General features: G+C 70.3%; 17 protein-coding genes and 1 pseudogene. 8 read left to right on the top strand and 10 right to left on the bottom strand.

The genetic code is table 11. From position 1 onward, the window contains the following. Positions 1 to 195 precede the first annotated feature (195 nt). Both QMO56_RS06105 and QMO56_RS06110 read left to right on the top strand, forming a co-directional pair. Positions 196 to 1,809, top strand: coding sequence for an ABC transporter ATP-binding protein (locus QMO56_RS06105; protein ID WP_283524169.1), 1,614 nt, complete (start codon positions 196 to 198; stop codon positions 1,807 to 1,809). After that, positions 1,806 to 2,222 (top strand): hypothetical protein, encoded by a 417-nt coding sequence (locus QMO56_RS06110; protein WP_283524171.1) that lies wholly within the window; start codon positions 1,806 to 1,808, stop codon positions 2,220 to 2,222. The genes QMO56_RS06105 and QMO56_RS06110 overlap by 4 nt, the downstream gene beginning before the upstream one ends. A gap of 29 nt (positions 2,223 to 2,251) precedes the next feature. On the opposite strand, the pseudogene QMO56_RS06115 reads toward QMO56_RS06110, so the two are convergent. Continuing rightward, positions 2,252 to 2,647 (bottom strand): annotated as a pseudogene (locus tag QMO56_RS06115) (PfkB family carbohydrate kinase); the annotation flags it as partial. Between the two features lie 129 nt (positions 2,648 to 2,776). Between QMO56_RS06115 and QMO56_RS06120 the strand changes: the two are divergent. Next, complete coding sequence (locus QMO56_RS06120; RefSeq protein WP_283524485.1) at positions 2,777 to 2,905, top strand: hypothetical protein; 129 nt, start codon at positions 2,777 to 2,779, stop codon at positions 2,903 to 2,905. On the opposite strand, the gene QMO56_RS06125 is transcribed toward QMO56_RS06120, so the two are convergent. The 3 genes from QMO56_RS06125 to QMO56_RS06135 all read right to left on the bottom strand — a co-directional run bounded on the left by QMO56_RS06125 (position 2,902) and on the right by QMO56_RS06135 (position 4,457). Then, complete coding sequence (locus QMO56_RS06125) at positions 2,902 to 3,177, bottom strand: PfkB family carbohydrate kinase (protein WP_283524172.1); 276 nt, start codon at positions 3,175 to 3,177, stop codon at positions 2,902 to 2,904. The two genes, QMO56_RS06120 and QMO56_RS06125, sit on opposite strands and share 4 nt — an antisense overlap. A 106-nt stretch (positions 3,178 to 3,283) precedes the next feature. After that, positions 3,284 to 3,940 carry a hypothetical protein gene (locus tag QMO56_RS06130; RefSeq protein ID WP_283524174.1) on the bottom strand — a complete coding sequence of 219 codons (657 nt, stop codon included), beginning with the start codon at positions 3,938 to 3,940 and terminating at the stop codon, positions 3,284 to 3,286. 37 nt (positions 3,941 to 3,977) lie between these two features. Then, the gene (locus QMO56_RS06135) at positions 3,978 to 4,457 is read right to left on the bottom strand and encodes a hypothetical protein (RefSeq protein WP_283524175.1); all 480 of its coding nucleotides are present in this window, start codon (positions 4,455 to 4,457) and stop codon (positions 3,978 to 3,980) included. Between the two features lie 237 nt (positions 4,458 to 4,694). Here QMO56_RS06135 and QMO56_RS06140 point away from each other — a divergent pair, with 237 nt between their 5' ends. Further along, positions 4,695 to 4,877: a hypothetical protein gene (locus QMO56_RS06140; protein WP_283524176.1), complete on the top strand. Its 183-nt coding sequence runs from the start codon at positions 4,695 to 4,697 to the stop codon at positions 4,875 to 4,877. A 130-nt stretch (positions 4,878 to 5,007) separates the two neighbouring features. After that, the gene (locus QMO56_RS06145) at positions 5,008 to 5,961 is read left to right on the top strand and encodes an NAD(P)-dependent oxidoreductase (protein WP_283524178.1); all 954 of its coding nucleotides are present in this window, start codon (positions 5,008 to 5,010) and stop codon (positions 5,959 to 5,961) included. Between the two features lie 134 nt (positions 5,962 to 6,095). Here QMO56_RS06145 and QMO56_RS06150 read toward each other — a convergent pair whose 3' ends face one another. Together QMO56_RS06150 and QMO56_RS06155 are read right to left on the bottom strand one after the other, a co-directional pair. Beyond that, positions 6,096 to 7,160 (bottom strand): ABC transporter substrate-binding protein, encoded by a 1,065-nt coding sequence (locus QMO56_RS06150; RefSeq protein WP_283524179.1) that lies wholly within the window; start codon positions 7,158 to 7,160, stop codon positions 6,096 to 6,098. A gap of 16 nt (positions 7,161 to 7,176) precedes the next feature. Then, positions 7,177 to 8,040, bottom strand: coding sequence for an SDR family NAD(P)-dependent oxidoreductase (locus QMO56_RS06155; protein ID WP_283524180.1), 864 nt, complete (start codon positions 8,038 to 8,040; stop codon positions 7,177 to 7,179). Positions 8,041 to 8,168: 128 nt separating this feature from the next. Between QMO56_RS06155 and QMO56_RS06160 the strand changes: the two genes are divergently transcribed. From QMO56_RS06160 to QMO56_RS06170, 3 genes are all read left to right on the top strand, one after another. Continuing rightward, positions 8,169 to 9,050 (top strand): LysR family transcriptional regulator, encoded by an 882-nt coding sequence (locus QMO56_RS06160; RefSeq protein WP_283524181.1) that lies wholly within the window; start codon positions 8,169 to 8,171, stop codon positions 9,048 to 9,050. A 110-nt stretch (positions 9,051 to 9,160) separates the two neighbouring features. Beyond that, a complete protein-coding gene (locus QMO56_RS06165; protein WP_283524183.1) occupies positions 9,161 to 10,276 on the top strand; it encodes an LLM class flavin-dependent oxidoreductase in 1,116 nt (371 codons plus the stop codon). A 2-nt stretch (positions 10,277 to 10,278) separates the two neighbouring features. Further along, a complete protein-coding gene (locus QMO56_RS06170; protein ID WP_283524185.1) occupies positions 10,279 to 11,019 on the top strand; it encodes an SDR family NAD(P)-dependent oxidoreductase in 741 nt (246 codons plus the stop codon). Positions 11,020 to 11,154: 135 nt separating this feature from the next. Here QMO56_RS06170 and QMO56_RS06175 read toward each other — a convergent pair whose 3' ends face one another. From QMO56_RS06175 to QMO56_RS06190, 4 genes are read right to left on the bottom strand one after another with little or no spacing between them, the layout of a single operon-like run. Next, positions 11,155 to 12,228, bottom strand: coding sequence for an ABC transporter ATP-binding protein (locus QMO56_RS06175; protein WP_283524186.1), 1,074 nt, complete (start codon positions 12,226 to 12,228; stop codon positions 11,155 to 11,157). A gap of 14 nt (positions 12,229 to 12,242) precedes the next feature. Then, entirely contained in the window at positions 12,243 to 13,973 is a 1,731-nt protein-coding gene (locus QMO56_RS06180; RefSeq protein ID WP_283524188.1) for an iron ABC transporter permease, read from the bottom strand. Then, entirely contained in the window at positions 13,970 to 14,524 is a 555-nt protein-coding gene (locus QMO56_RS06185; protein ID WP_283524190.1) for a carboxymuconolactone decarboxylase family protein, read from the bottom strand. Before QMO56_RS06185 ends, QMO56_RS06180 begins: the two co-directional genes overlap by 4 nt. Then, complete coding sequence (locus QMO56_RS06190; protein WP_283524192.1) at positions 14,521 to 15,327, bottom strand: alpha/beta fold hydrolase; 807 nt, start codon at positions 15,325 to 15,327, stop codon at positions 14,521 to 14,523. The genes QMO56_RS06185 and QMO56_RS06190 overlap by 4 nt, the downstream gene beginning before the upstream one ends. Positions 15,328 to 15,341 lie beyond the last annotated feature (14 nt).

Here is a 15,341-nt window from a genome sequence, read left to right on the forward strand (position 1 = left end):
ACCCTCAGCGGCCTTTGAGTTGTTGGCGCGCCGGAGGGCATGGCCCTCCGGCGACTGCGAGCTCCGCTCCTGTGGCCATTTGGATTTTCCAGGGGGCTCTTTGGCCAGCAGCGGAAAAACGAAGGGCGGGGTCCGGGGTGACACTGTCACCCCGGCGGGGGTCCAGGGGGCGGCGCCCCCTGGGAGGCGGCCCGCATGAGCACCCTTCTGGAGGTCGAGAACCTGGGCGTCGCCTTCCGTGGCCGGCAGGTGGTGCATGATGTCTCCTTCCGCGTGAACCCCGGCGAGACGGTGGCGCTGGTGGGAGAGAGCGGCAGCGGCAAGAGCGTCACCGCGCTGTCCTGCCTGCGCCTGCTGCCGAATGCCGGCGCCAACCCCACCGGGCGCATCCTCCTGGACGGCACGGATGTGCTGAAGGCCACGCCCGCCGCGTTGCAGCGCCTGCGCGGCGGTGTCGCGGGCATGGTGTTCCAGGAGCCGATGACCTCGCTGAACCCGCTGCACAGCATCGGCCGGCAGGTGGGCGAGGCGGTGCGGCTGCATCGGCCGCTGCGTGGTGCCGCGCTGCGGGCGCGCATCGTCGAGCTGCTGGAGCGTGCCGGGCTGCCGAATGCGCAGGACCGCCTGGACGCCTTCCCGCACCAGCTCTCCGGCGGGCAGCGGCAGCGCGTGATGATCGCCGCCGCGCTGGCCAACGATCCCAAGCTGCTGATCGCGGACGAGCCCACCACGGCGCTGGACGTGACCATCCAGGCGCAGATCCTGGAGCTGCTGGACGAGCTGAAGCGCCGCCTCTCCATGGCGCTGCTGCTGATCACGCATGACCTCTCGATCGTTCGCGCCCATGCCGACACGGTGGTGGTGATGCGGCATGGCCGGGTGGTGGAGCAGGGACCGGCGCGGCAGGTGCTGGCCGCGCCGCAGCACGACTACACCAAGCTGCTGCTGGCCACCGAGCCGCGCGGCCGTCCGGCGCCGGTGCCCGCCGGGGCGCCGGAGGTGCTGCGGGCCGAGGCGGTGAAGGTGCACTTCCCGATCCGCCGGGGCGTGCTGCGCCGGCAGGTCGGGGTGGTGAAGGCGGTCGATGGCGTCTCGCTCGAGCTGCGCCAGGGCGAGACGCTCGGGCTGGTGGGGGAGAGCGGCAGCGGCAAGACCACGCTCGGGCTCGCCTTGCTGCAGCTGGAGCGGAGCGCGGGGCGCATCCTGTTCGAGGGCCAGCCGATCCAGGGACTTTCGCGCGCCGCGCTGCGGCCGCTGCGGGCGCGGATGCAGATCGTCTTTCAGGACCCGTTCGGCTCACTCTCCCCCCGCATGAGCGTGGCGGAGATCGTCGGCGAGGGGTTGGCGGTGCATGAGCCCTCGCTCCGCCGCGCCGGGCGGCAGCAGCGGGTGACACAGGCTCTGGAGGAGGTGGGGCTCGACCCCGCGACTGCCGAGCGCTACCCGCACGAGTTCAGCGGCGGGCAGCGGCAGCGCATCGCCATCGCCCGGGCGCTGGTGTTGCAGCCGCGCCTGCTGGTGCTGGACGAGCCGACCAGCGCGCTCGACGTCTCGGTGCAGGCGCAGGTGGTGGCACTGCTGCGCGGCCTGCAGGCGCGGCACCGGCTGGCCTATCTGTTCATCAGCCACGACCTGCGGGTGGTGCGCGCCATGGCGCATCGCATCATGGTGCTCAAGGGCGGCGAAGTGGTCGAGACGGGCGAGGCGGATGCGGTGACGCGGGCACCGCAGGCAGCGTATACAAGGGCGCTGATGCGCGCCGCCTTCCCGGATGGCGCCGGTGTGCTGGAAGCCTCTGCGAGCGAATGAACGAGCTTGAAATGCTGCGCGAGCAGATCGCGCAGAACAAGGTCCGGCTGGGAGTGGACATCCGCCGGATGAACGCGGCGGGATCCCCCGTCTACCGGGCTGCCGAGACGCTGACCCTGCCGGCGGCGATCCTGGTCACGTCCTTCCTGACGGCCCGCTTCGTCAACATCCATGTCGCCGCGCTGGTGCTGGCGGTGGGTGTCGCCTGGTGGCTGCTGAAGGTGCAGCCGAAGGTGAAGGAAGGCGTGTTCCAGCGCACCGCCGATCTCGCCTTCTCCGACGAGCGGCTGTTCGATGGGCTCTGGGCCAAGGGCATTCTGACGCTCTACGCGGAGCGGCCGGATGGCAGCGCCCGCGCCGCGACGCGCAAGGACGACTGGCGCGCCTTCGTGCGGAGGCTGGCGGAAGAATAAGGCCGGGGGAATTCTTTCCCCCAGCCTTCTTATCCGTCCGGCAGATCGGCCGCGCGCGGCATTCCGGCCTGCGCACCCGGCGCCAGGCAGGCCAACGAGGCGCCGTGACAGGCCCGCCGCAGCGCAGGCTCCAGCGCCAGCCCTTCGGCAAGCCCGACCGCCAGCAAGCCGACGAAGGTGTCGCCCGCGCCGGTCGTGTCCACCGGCTCCACCGGCCGGGCGGCGACGCGGATGCTGCCCCCGGCACGCGCATACGCCACAGCCCCCTCGGCCCCGAGCGTGACGATGCCGGCCTCGGCGCAGGAGCCGGACAGCTTCGCCATGGCCGCCATGGGGTCAGTGGACGCATCGCCCTCCAGCAGCCGCAGGGCGGCAAGGGTTTCGTGCTGGTTCGCCACCAGGATGTCCGTGGCGGCCAGCAGGCGGGAAGCAGGCTGGCCTGCGCTGCCTCCGGGGCGGGTGCGAGGTTCAGCAGCACACGCGTGCCCTGTGCCCGCGCCCGTTCGGCCACCGCCAGACTCTCGGCTGGCGGCACCTCCATCTGCAGTACCACCATGCGGGCGGTGCTCAGCAAGCCGGCCGGCACCTCCGCGGCACGCAGCGCCAGGTTGGCGCCGCTGGCAACCGTGATGGCGTTCTCCCCGGCGGCATTGACGGTGATGAAGGCGCATCCGGTGGGCTAGCCCGCCGCCACCCGCACCGCCTGGGTGTCCACGCCCTCGGCGGCGAGGTTTTCCACCGCCGCACGGCCGAAGGCATCCTCCCCCACGGCGCCGGCCATCCAGACGGGGTGGCTGGCATCCCGCCGGCCGCGCGCCGCGGCGACTGCCTGGTTGGCGCCCTTGCCGCCGAAGCTGGTGTCATAGCGCTCGGACAGCACCGTCTCGCCCGGGCGCGGGATATCCCGCACCCGGGCGATCAGGTCGAGGTTGATGGAGCCGAAGACCAGGATCATGCGGCTGCCTGCCGGACCGGGCGAAACCGAAGGGATGCCGCGCAGGCCTGGCTACCGTCAAGCCGGAAGCCGCCGGGGGAGTGTGGCTCCCCCGGCGAGCGGCCGGTCAGATGCGCCGGTCGGGGATCGCCGTGCCCGAGCGGGTGGGATCGGCCGCCGGGCCGACGCCGCGGCTGGAGGCGGTGCCCGGCAGATCGGTGGCGGCATCGCCCGGGGTGGTGTCGTCATAGGCGCCGCGCCAGCCGGAGGCGCGGTAGTCGGCCTCGCGGGCCCGGATGTCCACGGGGTTGTGGCGGTTCAGGATGTCCTGCGCCTCGGCCTCGCGGCTGGCATCGGTCCGCACCGTGACCAGGCTGCCGCCGCGGCGGATGCCCTCGGCATAGACGGGCGCCTCGGCCTCGCTGACGCCAGAGCCGGTGAGGGCGCCGATCAGACCGCCCGCCGCCGCGCCGGCGCCGGCGCCGGTCAGCGCCGCAACCAGCGCGCCGGCCGCGACGATCGGCCCGATCCCCGGAATGGCGAGGGCGCCGAGCCCGGCCGCCAGCCCCGCCCCGCCGCCGAGGACGGTACCAAGGGTGGCGCCGATGCCAGCGCCGGAGGAACCCTCATGATGCTCCTTCGTCGTGGACGCGGTGTCGCGGTGGGGGTCGCTGGCGACAATGCCGACATCGTCATGCGAGAAGCCGGCGGCTTCGAGGTCCCGCACCGCCGCGATGGCGTGCTCGCGGCTGTCGAACATGCGGGTGATGGTGTGGTTGGGCATGGAATTCTCCTGTGCGGGCGGGGGAAGGAGTGGCCGCTCACTTCGCGGCGGCGTTTCCGGTCACCACCTGGCCCTTGAAATCAAGGCCGACATCGACGCGCTGGCCATTGCGCATCGCCTGGCCGCGCCAGACGCCCTGCTCGTCCTTCCGCAGGTTCTGGATATCGGTGTAGCCGGCGGCCGCGATGCGGTCGCGCGCCTGGCCCTGGGTGAAGCTGTTGGCGCCGGCGGCCGGCGTCGCGGTGGTCGGCGGGCTGTCGGTGCCGGTGGCGTTCGGATCGGCGCGCCGCTCCGTCTGCGTCCGCGTCTGCGGCGTGTCGGCCACCGGTGGGGCGCTCACTCCCGGCGCGTTGGTGGTGCCCGGCGTGCCTTGCGCCATGCTGGAACCGCCGCCGCCCGGAGCCAGGGGAGAACCGACCGTGCCCTGCTGCTGGCCCTGCGGCTGCCCTTGCGCCAGGGCCATGGGCGCGGCAAGGAGGGTGGCGGCGAGCGCCAGGGCGGTTGTCGTGGACCGCATGCGTGGGATCTCCCTCATGGTTTTCACTCGGCGGTAGTGGACGCCGATCGTTGGAGATAACGGCGCAGCCCGGCGCGCGTTTTCGGGGCGGCGGGCAAAAACGCGGCATTGCCACAGGGCAGGGGAAGCGTGGTGAGGCACCGGCACCCCCCGAATTCCATGGACGCCGCCGGCGCAAACAGCCTATGGCCTGCTCCAGATTTCGTGAGTGCGCGGGGTTTGCAGGGGGTTGGCGGGATGTTGGGCTGGGTGATGCGGCTTTGCCGTGACCGCCGCAGCATTGCGGTGCTGGAATACGGACTTGTCGGCGTCCTTGTGGCCGTGGTGATCATCAGCAGCGTGCAATTGCTCATCACGAGCGGCAGCCAGGATCTCCCGAACCCCGACATGCTCCTGCGGACCCCCCGCCCCGGCTCCTGACCGCCTTCGCCCGGCAGCCGCGGCCCAGGCTGGCACGCCATGTGCATTGGTCCGGCCACCATGCCGGAGCCGGCGGAGCGCCGTTCACGTCCCGCGCCCGGCAAGATGCTGCAAGGCGGTGATTCCCGAGATGGTTGAGATTTTGTTCCGCATTCCGCTGACCGATGCCGTTCGGCAGGTCCTGGAAAGCCGGCATGCCCTGCATGAGGTGACGGAGACCGGGCCCGCGACCCTCGCCGCCCGTTGCGGTGGGGCGCGCGTCCTTGTCACCAACGGCACCATCGGTGCCTCACGCGCGGAAATGGAGGCGCTGCCGGAACTGGCGATGATCTGCTGCCTCGGTACGGGGTATGAGAATGTCGATATCGAGGCGGCGCGGGCGCGCGGCATCATCGTCACGCACGGGGCGGGCAGCAATGCCGCCGCCGTGGCCGACCACGCCATGGCGCTGCTGCTGGCGGCCATGCGTGACCTGCCCTGGCTGGATCGCGAGGCGCGGCAGGGCCTCTGGCGCGACAATGTCGGCGTGCGCCCGATCCCGACCGGCAAGCGGCTGGGCCTGCTCGGCCTGGGCGCAGTCGGCGAGAAGATCGCCCGCCGCGCGGCAGGCTTCGACATGACGATCGCCTACCATACACGGCGGCCGCGGCCGGAGGTGCCGTGGCGCCATGTCGGCAGCCTGCCTGTGCTGGCGGAGCAGTCGGACTGTCTGATCGTCGCCGTGCCGGGTGGCCCCGCCACCTTCCATATGGTGGATGCGGCGGTGCTGCAGGCGCTGGGACCGCAGGGCTTCCTCGTCAATGTCGGGCGCGGCAGCGTGGTGGACAGTGCGGCACTTGCGACGGCCCTGCAGGAGGGCACCATCGCCGGGGCGGCGCTGGACGTGTTCGAGGGCGAGCCGGAAATCCCGCCGGCCCTGCTCGCCGCGCCACGCCTGGTGATCACGCCGCATGTGGCGGCCTGGGCGCCGGAGGTACGCACGGCCAGCGCCGAGCTGCTGCGCCAGAACATCGAGGCCCTGCTGGCGGGAATGCCGCCGGTCTCGCCGGTTCCCGAGATGCGCGGCGCGGCCGTGGCGGCATAGGAAAAGCCTGGGGGAAGGAATTCCCCCAGACCCCCATCTTTTTTTCCTCGAGTTCCCCGCCTCGGCGGAAGCGAAGGCCCGAAACCAGCAAAGGAAAGGCGGGGGTTCGGGGGAATTCATTCCCCCGGGCTTGTTCAGCCGCTGAAGATCTTTCGCCAGTCCTCCCGCGCCTTCTGCATGTCCTCGGTGGAGAGCGCGCGCCAGTCCAGGTCCACCAGCTTCATGCCCTCGATGTTCGGGGCGTAGTCCGGCACCGGGCTCTGGAAGGCGGCGCGGCCGGAGCTCATGGCCTCGCGCTTCGCCAGGATCGCCTGGGCCTCAGGCGAGAGGACGTAGTCGATCCAGAGCTTCGCCGCGTTCGGGTGCGGCGCCTGCTTCAGGATGAAGCTGCATTGCGGCATCAGCACCACCCCCTCGTTGGGATGGGCGAATTTCAGGCTGGCGCCGCGCTCGTTGTTCTGCAGCGCGCGCGTCGGCTGGCCGAAGACGGCGAACATGTCCTGGTTGCTCACCAGCCGGCTGGCGATCTGCTCCGAGCGCACCAGGAAGTTCGGCTTGAGCTTGGCCAACTCGCGGAAGTAGTCATCGCCCAGCACCTTCCGCAGGCCCATGAAGGTGGCGAGATAGCTGGCGGAGATGGTGGCGTCACCCAGGCTGAAGCGGCCCGGCTTCAGCAAGCCCGGCACGTCGCGCCAGGAGGCGACCTTGAAGTCCTGCGTGTCGCCGTTCCACATCGGCACGAACATGTAGGCGCCGTTGAAGGCGAAGTAGCCCTTCTGGCCCATGCTGGCCTCGAAGACGCGGCCGTAATGCTCGTATTCCGGCGAGTGGTATTCGAGAATGTTTCCGCCTTCCACCTTCTCAAAGACCCAGGTGGGCGAGGCAATGGAAGCGATGTCGATGGTGGCGCGCTGCGCCGCGATCTCCTGCTCGACGCGCGTCACCAGGTTGCCGGTGTTGGAAAGCGTGTAGTTGACCTGGAAGGAGGAGGGCAGGTCATAGGCCTTGCGGAAGCCCTCGGTCAGCGCGTCGTTCGTCTCCGGCTGGATTACGGTGTCCCAGTAGCTCAGGCTGCCCTCCCGCCTGGCGCCCTCGATCAGCTTGGCACGGTTCTCATTGGTGCCCTGGGCAAGGGCAGGACGCGCCAATGTCAGGGCGCCAAGGCCGAGCAGGCCGGCGGAAAAGCTTCTGCGTCGCATGGTGTTCCTCCCTTCCCTATGATTCGGCCGTGGCCGGCGCCCAGGCGGCGGGCTCGTGCAGCACGAGGCCCGCGGGGCGCGCGCAGCGCCGCGCCGCCGCCGCCGCCGGCAGGCCAGCCTCCCAGTGGTTGGCGTCGAAGCGGAAGCCGTTCACGGCATCGGCGGCCTCGGAGACCACGAAGAGCAGCGGCGGCACCATCTGATCCGGCTCCAGCAGGCGCGGCATGCGGCCCTCGCGACTGGCCGTGCGCGCCTCCTCCGCCATGCCCGGCGTGTTGGCGCCGGTGCCGGGATTGACGATGTTCGCCGTGACGCCGCTGCCCGCCAGCTCCTTGGCCCAGATCTCCGTCGCCATCTCCAGCGCCGCCTTGGACGGCCCGTAGGGCGAACTGCCGACGCGGTTCATCGTGTCGAGCTTGGTGGTGACGTTGACGATGCGCCCCCAGCCCTGCGCCAGCATGTGCGGCACGGCGCGGCGGGCGAGGCGGTCGGCGGCGACGAAGTTGGTGTCCATCACTGCCTGCACCATGCCATCCGTGCACTCCCAGAAGGGCTGCGGCGTTGGGCGGCGGAACTTGTCGGGGCTGATATAGGTGAAGGTCAGCCCGGCATTGTTCACCAGGATGTCGAGCCCGCCGAGCTGCTTGCGCGCGGCGGCGACCAGTGCATCGCAGGCGGCGGGGTCGCGGATGTCGGCGACAACAGGCAGGACGCGCCCGACGGGAATGCCGCGCGCCGCGGTCGCGGCCTCCATGGGCGCGACATCATCGGCGATGTGCCCGACAGCCAGCACCCGGTGGCCGGCTTCGGCCAGGCCGAGCGCCATGGCCTGGCCGAGCCCGCGCAGCCCGCCGGTGACAATGGCGACGCGTTCGGCCATCTCCCGTTTCCTCTCCCGTTCCGGCCCTTGGTGGCCATTCGTTTCGGACGTTATCGGCCTTCACGACGGGTGGAAATGTCCGGGAAAAGAAATACGCTCTTGCCCAAAAGTCCGAGATGGGAAGAGCGATGAACAAGTTCCTGGCGCTGACGGTCTTCACCAAGGTGGCGGAACATGGCGGCTTCACCGCCGCCGCGCGCCGGCTTGGCCTTTCGGTCTCGGCCGTCACCAAGACCGTGGCACGGCTGGAGGACGATCTGGGCACGCAGCTCTTCAACCGCACCACGCGGCAGCTTCACACCACCGACTACGGCCAGGAATTCTACGAGCGCTGCATCCGCATTCTCGCCGACCTGGAGGATGCCGAGACGGCGCTGCGCCAGGGCAGCATCTCCTACAGCGGACGGGTTCGCGTCATCACGCCCTTCTCCTTCGGGCGCGTGACGCTGGTGCCGGAGCTGCCATCCTTCCTGCGCAAGTATCCCGAGATCGTTCTCGATCTCAACTTCAGCGACCAGCCGGTGGACCTGATCGCCGAGGGCTACGACGTTGCCGTGCGGACCGGGGAGATCAGCGACTCCCGCCTGACCACGCGGCTGCTGACGCGCGGCTCGCAGGTGACCTTCGCAGCGCCTTCCTATCTGGCGCGCCATGGCACGCCGCGGGCGCCCGAGGACCTGCGCGACCACAACTGCATCGTCGGCCGCTTCGGGCCGGAATGGAGCTTCCGCGGGCCGGACCGCAAGCCGATGACAGTGCGCGTCAGCGGCAATGCCGTCGTCAACAGCGGCGATGCGCTGCGCGAGGCGGCGGTGGCGGGCATCGGCATCGGCCAGGGCACCTGGTGGCTGGTGCGCAAGGACCTGGAGCGGGGGCTGGTGGACTCCATCCTGCCGGACTACGCGCCGGAGGGCATGCCGATCTCCATCCTCTACCCGGCGCAGCGGCATCTGCCGGCCAAGGTGCGCATCTTCATCGACTTCCTGGTGGCGATCACCCGTACCTCCTGATCTCGGACAATCCGGCAAGGTTGTTTTGGCATCTTCGGACATTTGCAACAGGCGCGGGCCATGCCTCATTGGCGGCACGCCGTCACGGGCGGCAGCAGAGGAAGGCGACCATGCGACTGGGCTACTTCACCATGCCGATCCATCCGATGCACCGGAACTGGACGGAGACCCTCAAGGAGGACCGCCAGGCCGTGATCCTGGCGGACCAGCTCGGCTTCCACGACGCCTTCATCGGCGAGCACCTGACCGACACCTGCGAGAACGTCACCAGCAGCATGATGTTCCTGGCCTCGCTGGTCTCGGACACCAAGCGCATCAAGCTGGCGACCGGCACGGCCAACCTCTCGCACCACCATCCCGTGATCATCGCCAGCCAGGCGGCGATGCTCGACCATCTGTCGGAAGGCCGTTTCATCCTCGGCATCAGCCCGGGCGCGCTGACCTCGGATGCCGAGGTGCTCGGCATCCTCGACCAGGACCGCAACAGGATCTTCGCCGAGGCGATCGACGTCATCCTGGAGATCTGGGCGCGCGACCCGCCTTACGACATCGACCTGCCGGACAACCGCTTCAAGGTCTCGACGGCGCGCACCCAGGCGCTGCATCTCGGCGTCGGCAACCTGGCGAAGCCCTACCAGAAGCCGCGGCCGGAGATCGTCGGCACGGTGCTGGCGCCGGGCTCGCAGGGGGTGATCGCCATGGGGCGGCGGGACTTCCACCCGCTCTCCGCCAACTTCCTGCTGCCGATGTGGCTGCGCTCGCACTGGGAGAACTATGCCGAGGGCAAGGCGCAGGTGGGCCAGACCGCGCGCAGCGAGGAGTGGCGCGTCGCCCGCACCATCTTCGTCGCCGATGACGAGACCACCGCAGCCCGCTATGGCGGCGACGACCCGAACAGCCCCTATGCCTTCTACTACCGCCAGCTCCTGGCGAAGCTGACGCGCAGCAAGCGGCTCTTCGTGTTCAAGACGCATCGCGAGGAGCCGGACGAGGCGGTGACGCAGGAGCGCGTGATGCGGGAATGCGTGATCCGCGGCACGGTCGACCAGGTGGTGGAGCAGATCCTCGCCCTGCGCGAGCGGGTCGGCGATTTCGGCGAGATCGTCTATGCCGGGCTCGACTGGGTGGAGCCGGCGCTGGCGAAGCGCTCCATGCAGTTGATGGCCGAGCAGGTGATGCCGCGCGTCAACGCCGCCATCGCCCGCGAGGCCGAGCGGGCGGCCTGAGCATGGCGCGGGCGCTGGTCACGGGCGCCTCCTCCGGGCTGGGCGCGGCGATCGCCCGTGCCCTGGCGCGCCAGGGCCACGACCTCGTGCTGGCGGAGCTGGACCCTGCCACGCTCGGGCCTCTCCTGGCGCATCCCGACCTCACGGGGCGGCGCGTGGTGCCCGTCACCCTGGATCTGCGCGTGCAGCTCAGTCTCGATGCCTGCTTCGCCGCCGCCTGCGCCGCCCTGGGTGGCATCGACCTGCTGGTGAACAATGCCGGGCGTCCGCTCAGCGTGCCGGCCACCGAAGTGACCTGGGAAGACTGGGACGCGGTGACGGCGGTGAACCTGAAGGGCGCCTTCTTCCTCTCAGCGCACCTGGCGCGGCACTGCATCGCACGTGGCGCTCCCGGCGCCATCGTCAACATCGCCTCGACGCATGGGCTGGTCGGCATCGCCGGGCGCAGCGTCTATGGAATTTCCAAGGGCGGCATGGTGCAGATGACGCGCATGCTGGCCATCGAATGGGCGGCACAGGGCATCCGCGTCAACGCGGTGGCGCCCGGCACGGTGCTCACGCCTTCCCGCCAAACCATGCTGGCCGATCCGGCGCGGCGTCAGACCATGCTCGACCGCATCCCCCTGGGCCGCTTCCCCGTGGAGGAGGAGATCGCCGATGCCGTCTGCTATCTGGCGGGCGCGGGCGCGGGCGCGGTCACCGGGCAGATCCTGGCGGTGGATGGCGGGGTGACGGCGGCCTGAAACAGGCTGGGGGAAGGAATTCCCCCAGACCCCCATCTTCTTTCTTCGAGTTTCCTGCGCTTGTTTGCCGCAAGCGCCAAAACTGACAGAAAAAAGATGGGGGGTTCGGGGGGAATTCTTTCCCCCCGATCTTTTCTACCCCGCCGGCAGCACCACGCATTCCTCCGGCCGGATTGCCACCTGCACGCGGTCGCCCGGGGCCCCGCCGGTCGGCGGCTGCACGGCGCGCAGCTCGATGCCGCCCAGGTCGAGCACGTATTCCTCCGTCAGGCCAAGGAAGGAGGAGGCCCGCAGTTCCGCGGGCAAACCAAAGCCACCGAAGCGCACATGCTCCTTGCGCACGCAGGCCAGCACCTTGCTGCCGCGCGCGGGGATGGTGCCGTCGCCGAGCGTGCCGCGCAGCCTCATGCCCTGCGGCAGGCGGATCTCGGCCTGCCCGCCCTCGCTGCCGAGCATCTCGCCCTCCAGCACGTTGAGGCCGAGGAAGCGTGCGACGAAAGGCGTCGCGGGGCGGTGGAAGACGCTGCGCGGGCCGCCCTCGGTCTCCACCCGGCCGCGGTTCATCACCACCAGCCGCTCGGCCAGGCCGAAGGCCTCGGACTGGTCGTGCGTGACGTAGATGGCGGTGAAGCCCAGCCGGTCCTGCAGGATCTTCAGCTCCATTCGCATCTGCTCGCGCAGCTGGGCATCGAGGTTGGAGAGCGCCTCGTCGAACAGCACGAGGCGCGGCTCGTGGATCAGCGCGCGGGCCAGCGCCACGCGCTGCTGCTGCCCGCCGGAGAGTTGCGTGGCCGATTTTTCCGCCCAGGCGCCGAGGCCGACGATCTCCAGCATGCGGGCGACGCGCGCCTGCTGCTCCGCCTTCGGCACGCGGCGCACGCGCAGCGGAAAACCGACATTCTCCGCCACGCTCATATGCGGCCAGACCGCATAGGACTGGAAGACGATGCCGAGCTGGCGCTCCTCGGAAGGCAGGTTGATGCCACGGGCGGCGTCGAAGACCACACGGCCGGCGATCTCGATCACGCCGGTATCCGGCGTCTCCAGTCCGGCGATGCAGCGGAGCATGGTGGTCTTGCCGCAGCCGCTGGGGCCGAGCAGGGCCAGGGTATGCCCCTCGGCCACCTGGAAGGAGACGCCGTCCAGCGCACGATGCGGGCCGTACTGCTTGACCAGCCCGTCCACGCGGATGAAGGCCTTGCTGTCCATGACGTTCTCTCCGCTCAGGACTGGGTGACGGTGGTGCGGGTCAGGCGGAACAGGGTGAAGGCGAGCAGCAGCAGCACGAGCTGCACCACCGCCAGGGCCGCGACATAGCCCGCGCTGCGGTCGGCCAGCAGCACCAGCGCCACGCTGATCGTCTCCGTGCCCTGGGCGTAAAGCAGGATGGTTGCGCCCAGCTCGCGGATGAAGATGACGAAGAGCATCAGCCAGGCCGCGATCACCGCCGGTTTCAGCAAGGGCAGCAGCACCCAGCGCATGCTCTGCGCCCAGCTTGCGCCGCTGGCCCGCGCGCTCTGCTCCAGCTCCGGGTTGATCGCCAGGAACATGGCGGAGACGGTGCGGGTGGCGAAGGGAAAGAAGCGCGCGACATAGGCGATCAGCACGATGGTCAGCGTGCTGTAGAGCGGCGTGCGGATCGCCAGGATCAGGAAACCGAGGCCGAGGATAATGCCGGGGATGCCGAGCGGCAGCGAGAGCACCGCATCGGCGAGGCCGCGCCGGGCCGGTGTGCCGCGGTTGAGGTAATAGGCCTGCAGTACGGCGAGCGCGACGCCGATGGTGGCCCCCGTGACCGCCAGGATCAGGCTGTTGAGGATGGCCTGCTGCGTCAGCCGGAAGCTGAACAGCACATAGGTGAAGTTGGCGAGGCTGGCGCGGCTGATGTCGAAGCTGCCGGTCCAGAGGCGGGAGAGCGAGACCATCACCAGCGCCATCATCGGCAGCAGCACGGCGCCGCCGATATAGACCGCCTCCAGCCCGAGCGCGACGATGCGGCCGGCACGGCCGAGCGGCAGCAGGCGCGGCCGGTAGCCCTTGCCGGTGACGATCTCGTAGCGCCGCCGCGCCAGATAGCGCCGCTGCGCCAGGGTGAGCAGGATGGTCACGCCCAGCACCATCATGCCGAAGGCGGCGGCGCGGCCGAAATCGGCCGGGTACTGCACGGCGGCGAAGATCTCGGTCGGCATGGTGGGGATGCCGCTGGGCAAAGCGAGGGCGAGCGGCACGTCGAACAGGCCGGCGCTGGTGATGAACACCACCAGCGCGCCGGAGAGCAGCGCCGGGCTGACCAGCGGGATGCTGACATGCCGCAGCGTGTACCAGAAGCCGGCGCCGTGCACGCGCGCCGCATCCTCCAGCGCCGCGTCCATCTGCTTCAGCGGCGACATCACGAAGAGATAGACGTAGGGCGTGTAGAACAGGGTCAGCACCCAGATCACGCCGCCCAGGCTGTAGATGTTGATGAAGCCGAGATCGAGGCCGAGATGGCGCATCGCGAACTGCTGCAGCAGGCCGCTGCCCGGCGCGACGAGGTAGATCCAGCTGATGGCGCCGACATAGGGCGAGAGGAAGAAGGGAACCAGGTTCCCCAGCTCCAGCCAGCGCCGGCCCGGCATGTCGGTGCGCGCCACCAGCCAGGCCAGGGTGAAGCCGAGGGTGCAGCTCAGCAGCGTGGCGCCGGCGCCGCAGATCGCGGTGTTGCCGACCGCTTCCCAGACGCGCGGTTCCGCCAGCACGCGGGTGAAGTTGGCGAGGGAAAGCCGTCCGGCCTCGCCTTCCCAGACCAGCAGGCTGCGGATCAGCATGGCCAGCAGCGGCCCCGTGATCAGCAGCAGCCCGGCGATCACGCCGGCCGCCGGCAAGGCCCGCTGCAGGCCGAGGAAGCGGCGCGGCGCCGATGGCGCCTCAGCCAGAGAGGGCGTGAGGCCGCGCCCGATGCCTGCGGCGCTCATGCCGTGCGCCATGGGAGCTGCGCGTCGCCGGGGGCGGCGACCTCGTGTCCGTTCAGCGTCAGCGCCAGCAGCGTGTAATAGCCGACAAGGCCCGTGAGATCGACGATGCCCTGCTGGCCGAGCGCCTCGCGCGCACGGTTGTAGAGTGTGTCCGGCACGCGGCCCTCGCGCAGCAGCGTGGCGCAGTAGTCGCGTACCAGGGCGTCGTTCGGCTCCTCGAAATCCGGCGCCTCACCCCGGCCGAGCTGCGCCAGCACCGCCTCCGGCAGCCCCAGCCGCTCGGCCAGCGGTGCATGGGCGTACCATTCGTAGTCACAGCGCCAGTGGGTGGCGACGGTCAGGATGGCCAGTTCGCGCAGCCGCTCCGGCACGGCGCACTGGAAGCGGACATAGACGCCGAGCTGTTCCACCCGCGCGGCAAGGCCGGGGCTGTGCAGCAGTGCCAGGAAAGGGCCGCGCACACCGCCCCGCGCGCCGGTGGCGATGCGGTTATAGACCTCGGACTGCGCCGGGCTCAGCGTTTCGGGATCAATGGAGGGCAGGCGGCTCATCGCGCCGGCTCCGCGGCGAGGCTGGAGAAGAACCGGTGCAGCGCGGCCCCCACCGCCTCCGGCTGCTCGATCGCCGAGAGATGCCCGGCATGCGGGATCTCGACATAGCGGGCGCCGGGCGTCGCGTGCTGCATGGCGCGCATCACCTCGGGCGGCGCGCCCTGGTCCTCCTTGCCCGTCAGATAGAGCACGGGCAGCTCGATGTCGCCGAGCTGGCCACCATAGTCGAGGCCCTGCAGGGCGGCGGCGCAGCCGCGATAGCCCTCTGGTGCGGTGCCGCGCACCATGCCGGCGACCTGGGCGGCGAGGTCCGGCTGCGCCTCGCGGAAGCCGCGCGCAAACCAGCGGGAGAGGCTCGGCTCCACCATCGCCTCCATGCCCTGCGCGGCGACGGCCGCGCCGCGCTCGGCCCAGGCGTCGCGATAGGCGGCGGGGGCGGAGGCGCGGGCATCGCAGCAGGCTAGGCTCAGCAGCCGCTCGGGGTGAGACAGCGCCAGCCCCAGCCCGGTCATGCCGCCGAGGGAGAGGCCGACGAAATGCGCCCGGGCGATGTCCAGCGCCGTCATCAGGCCGATGGCGTCGCGCCCGAGCATGTCGAGGTCGTAGGGGCCGGGCGGCGCTTCCGAACGGCCATGCCCGCGCGTGTCATAGCGCAGGATGCGGTAGTGCGGCGCCAGGACGCGCGCCACGCCGTCCCAGAGGTGGAGGTCCGTGGCGATGCCATGCGCCAGCACCACCCAGGGCCCTTTCTCCACCCCTTCCACGACCGCGTGCAGCGCGGTGCCATTCGTTTCGACCTGCATGGCGACGTTTCCCC

This window comes from Roseomonas sp. E05, from assembly GCF_030063475.1.
Lineage (GTDB): Bacteria > Pseudomonadota > Alphaproteobacteria > Acetobacterales > Acetobacteraceae > Pseudoroseomonas.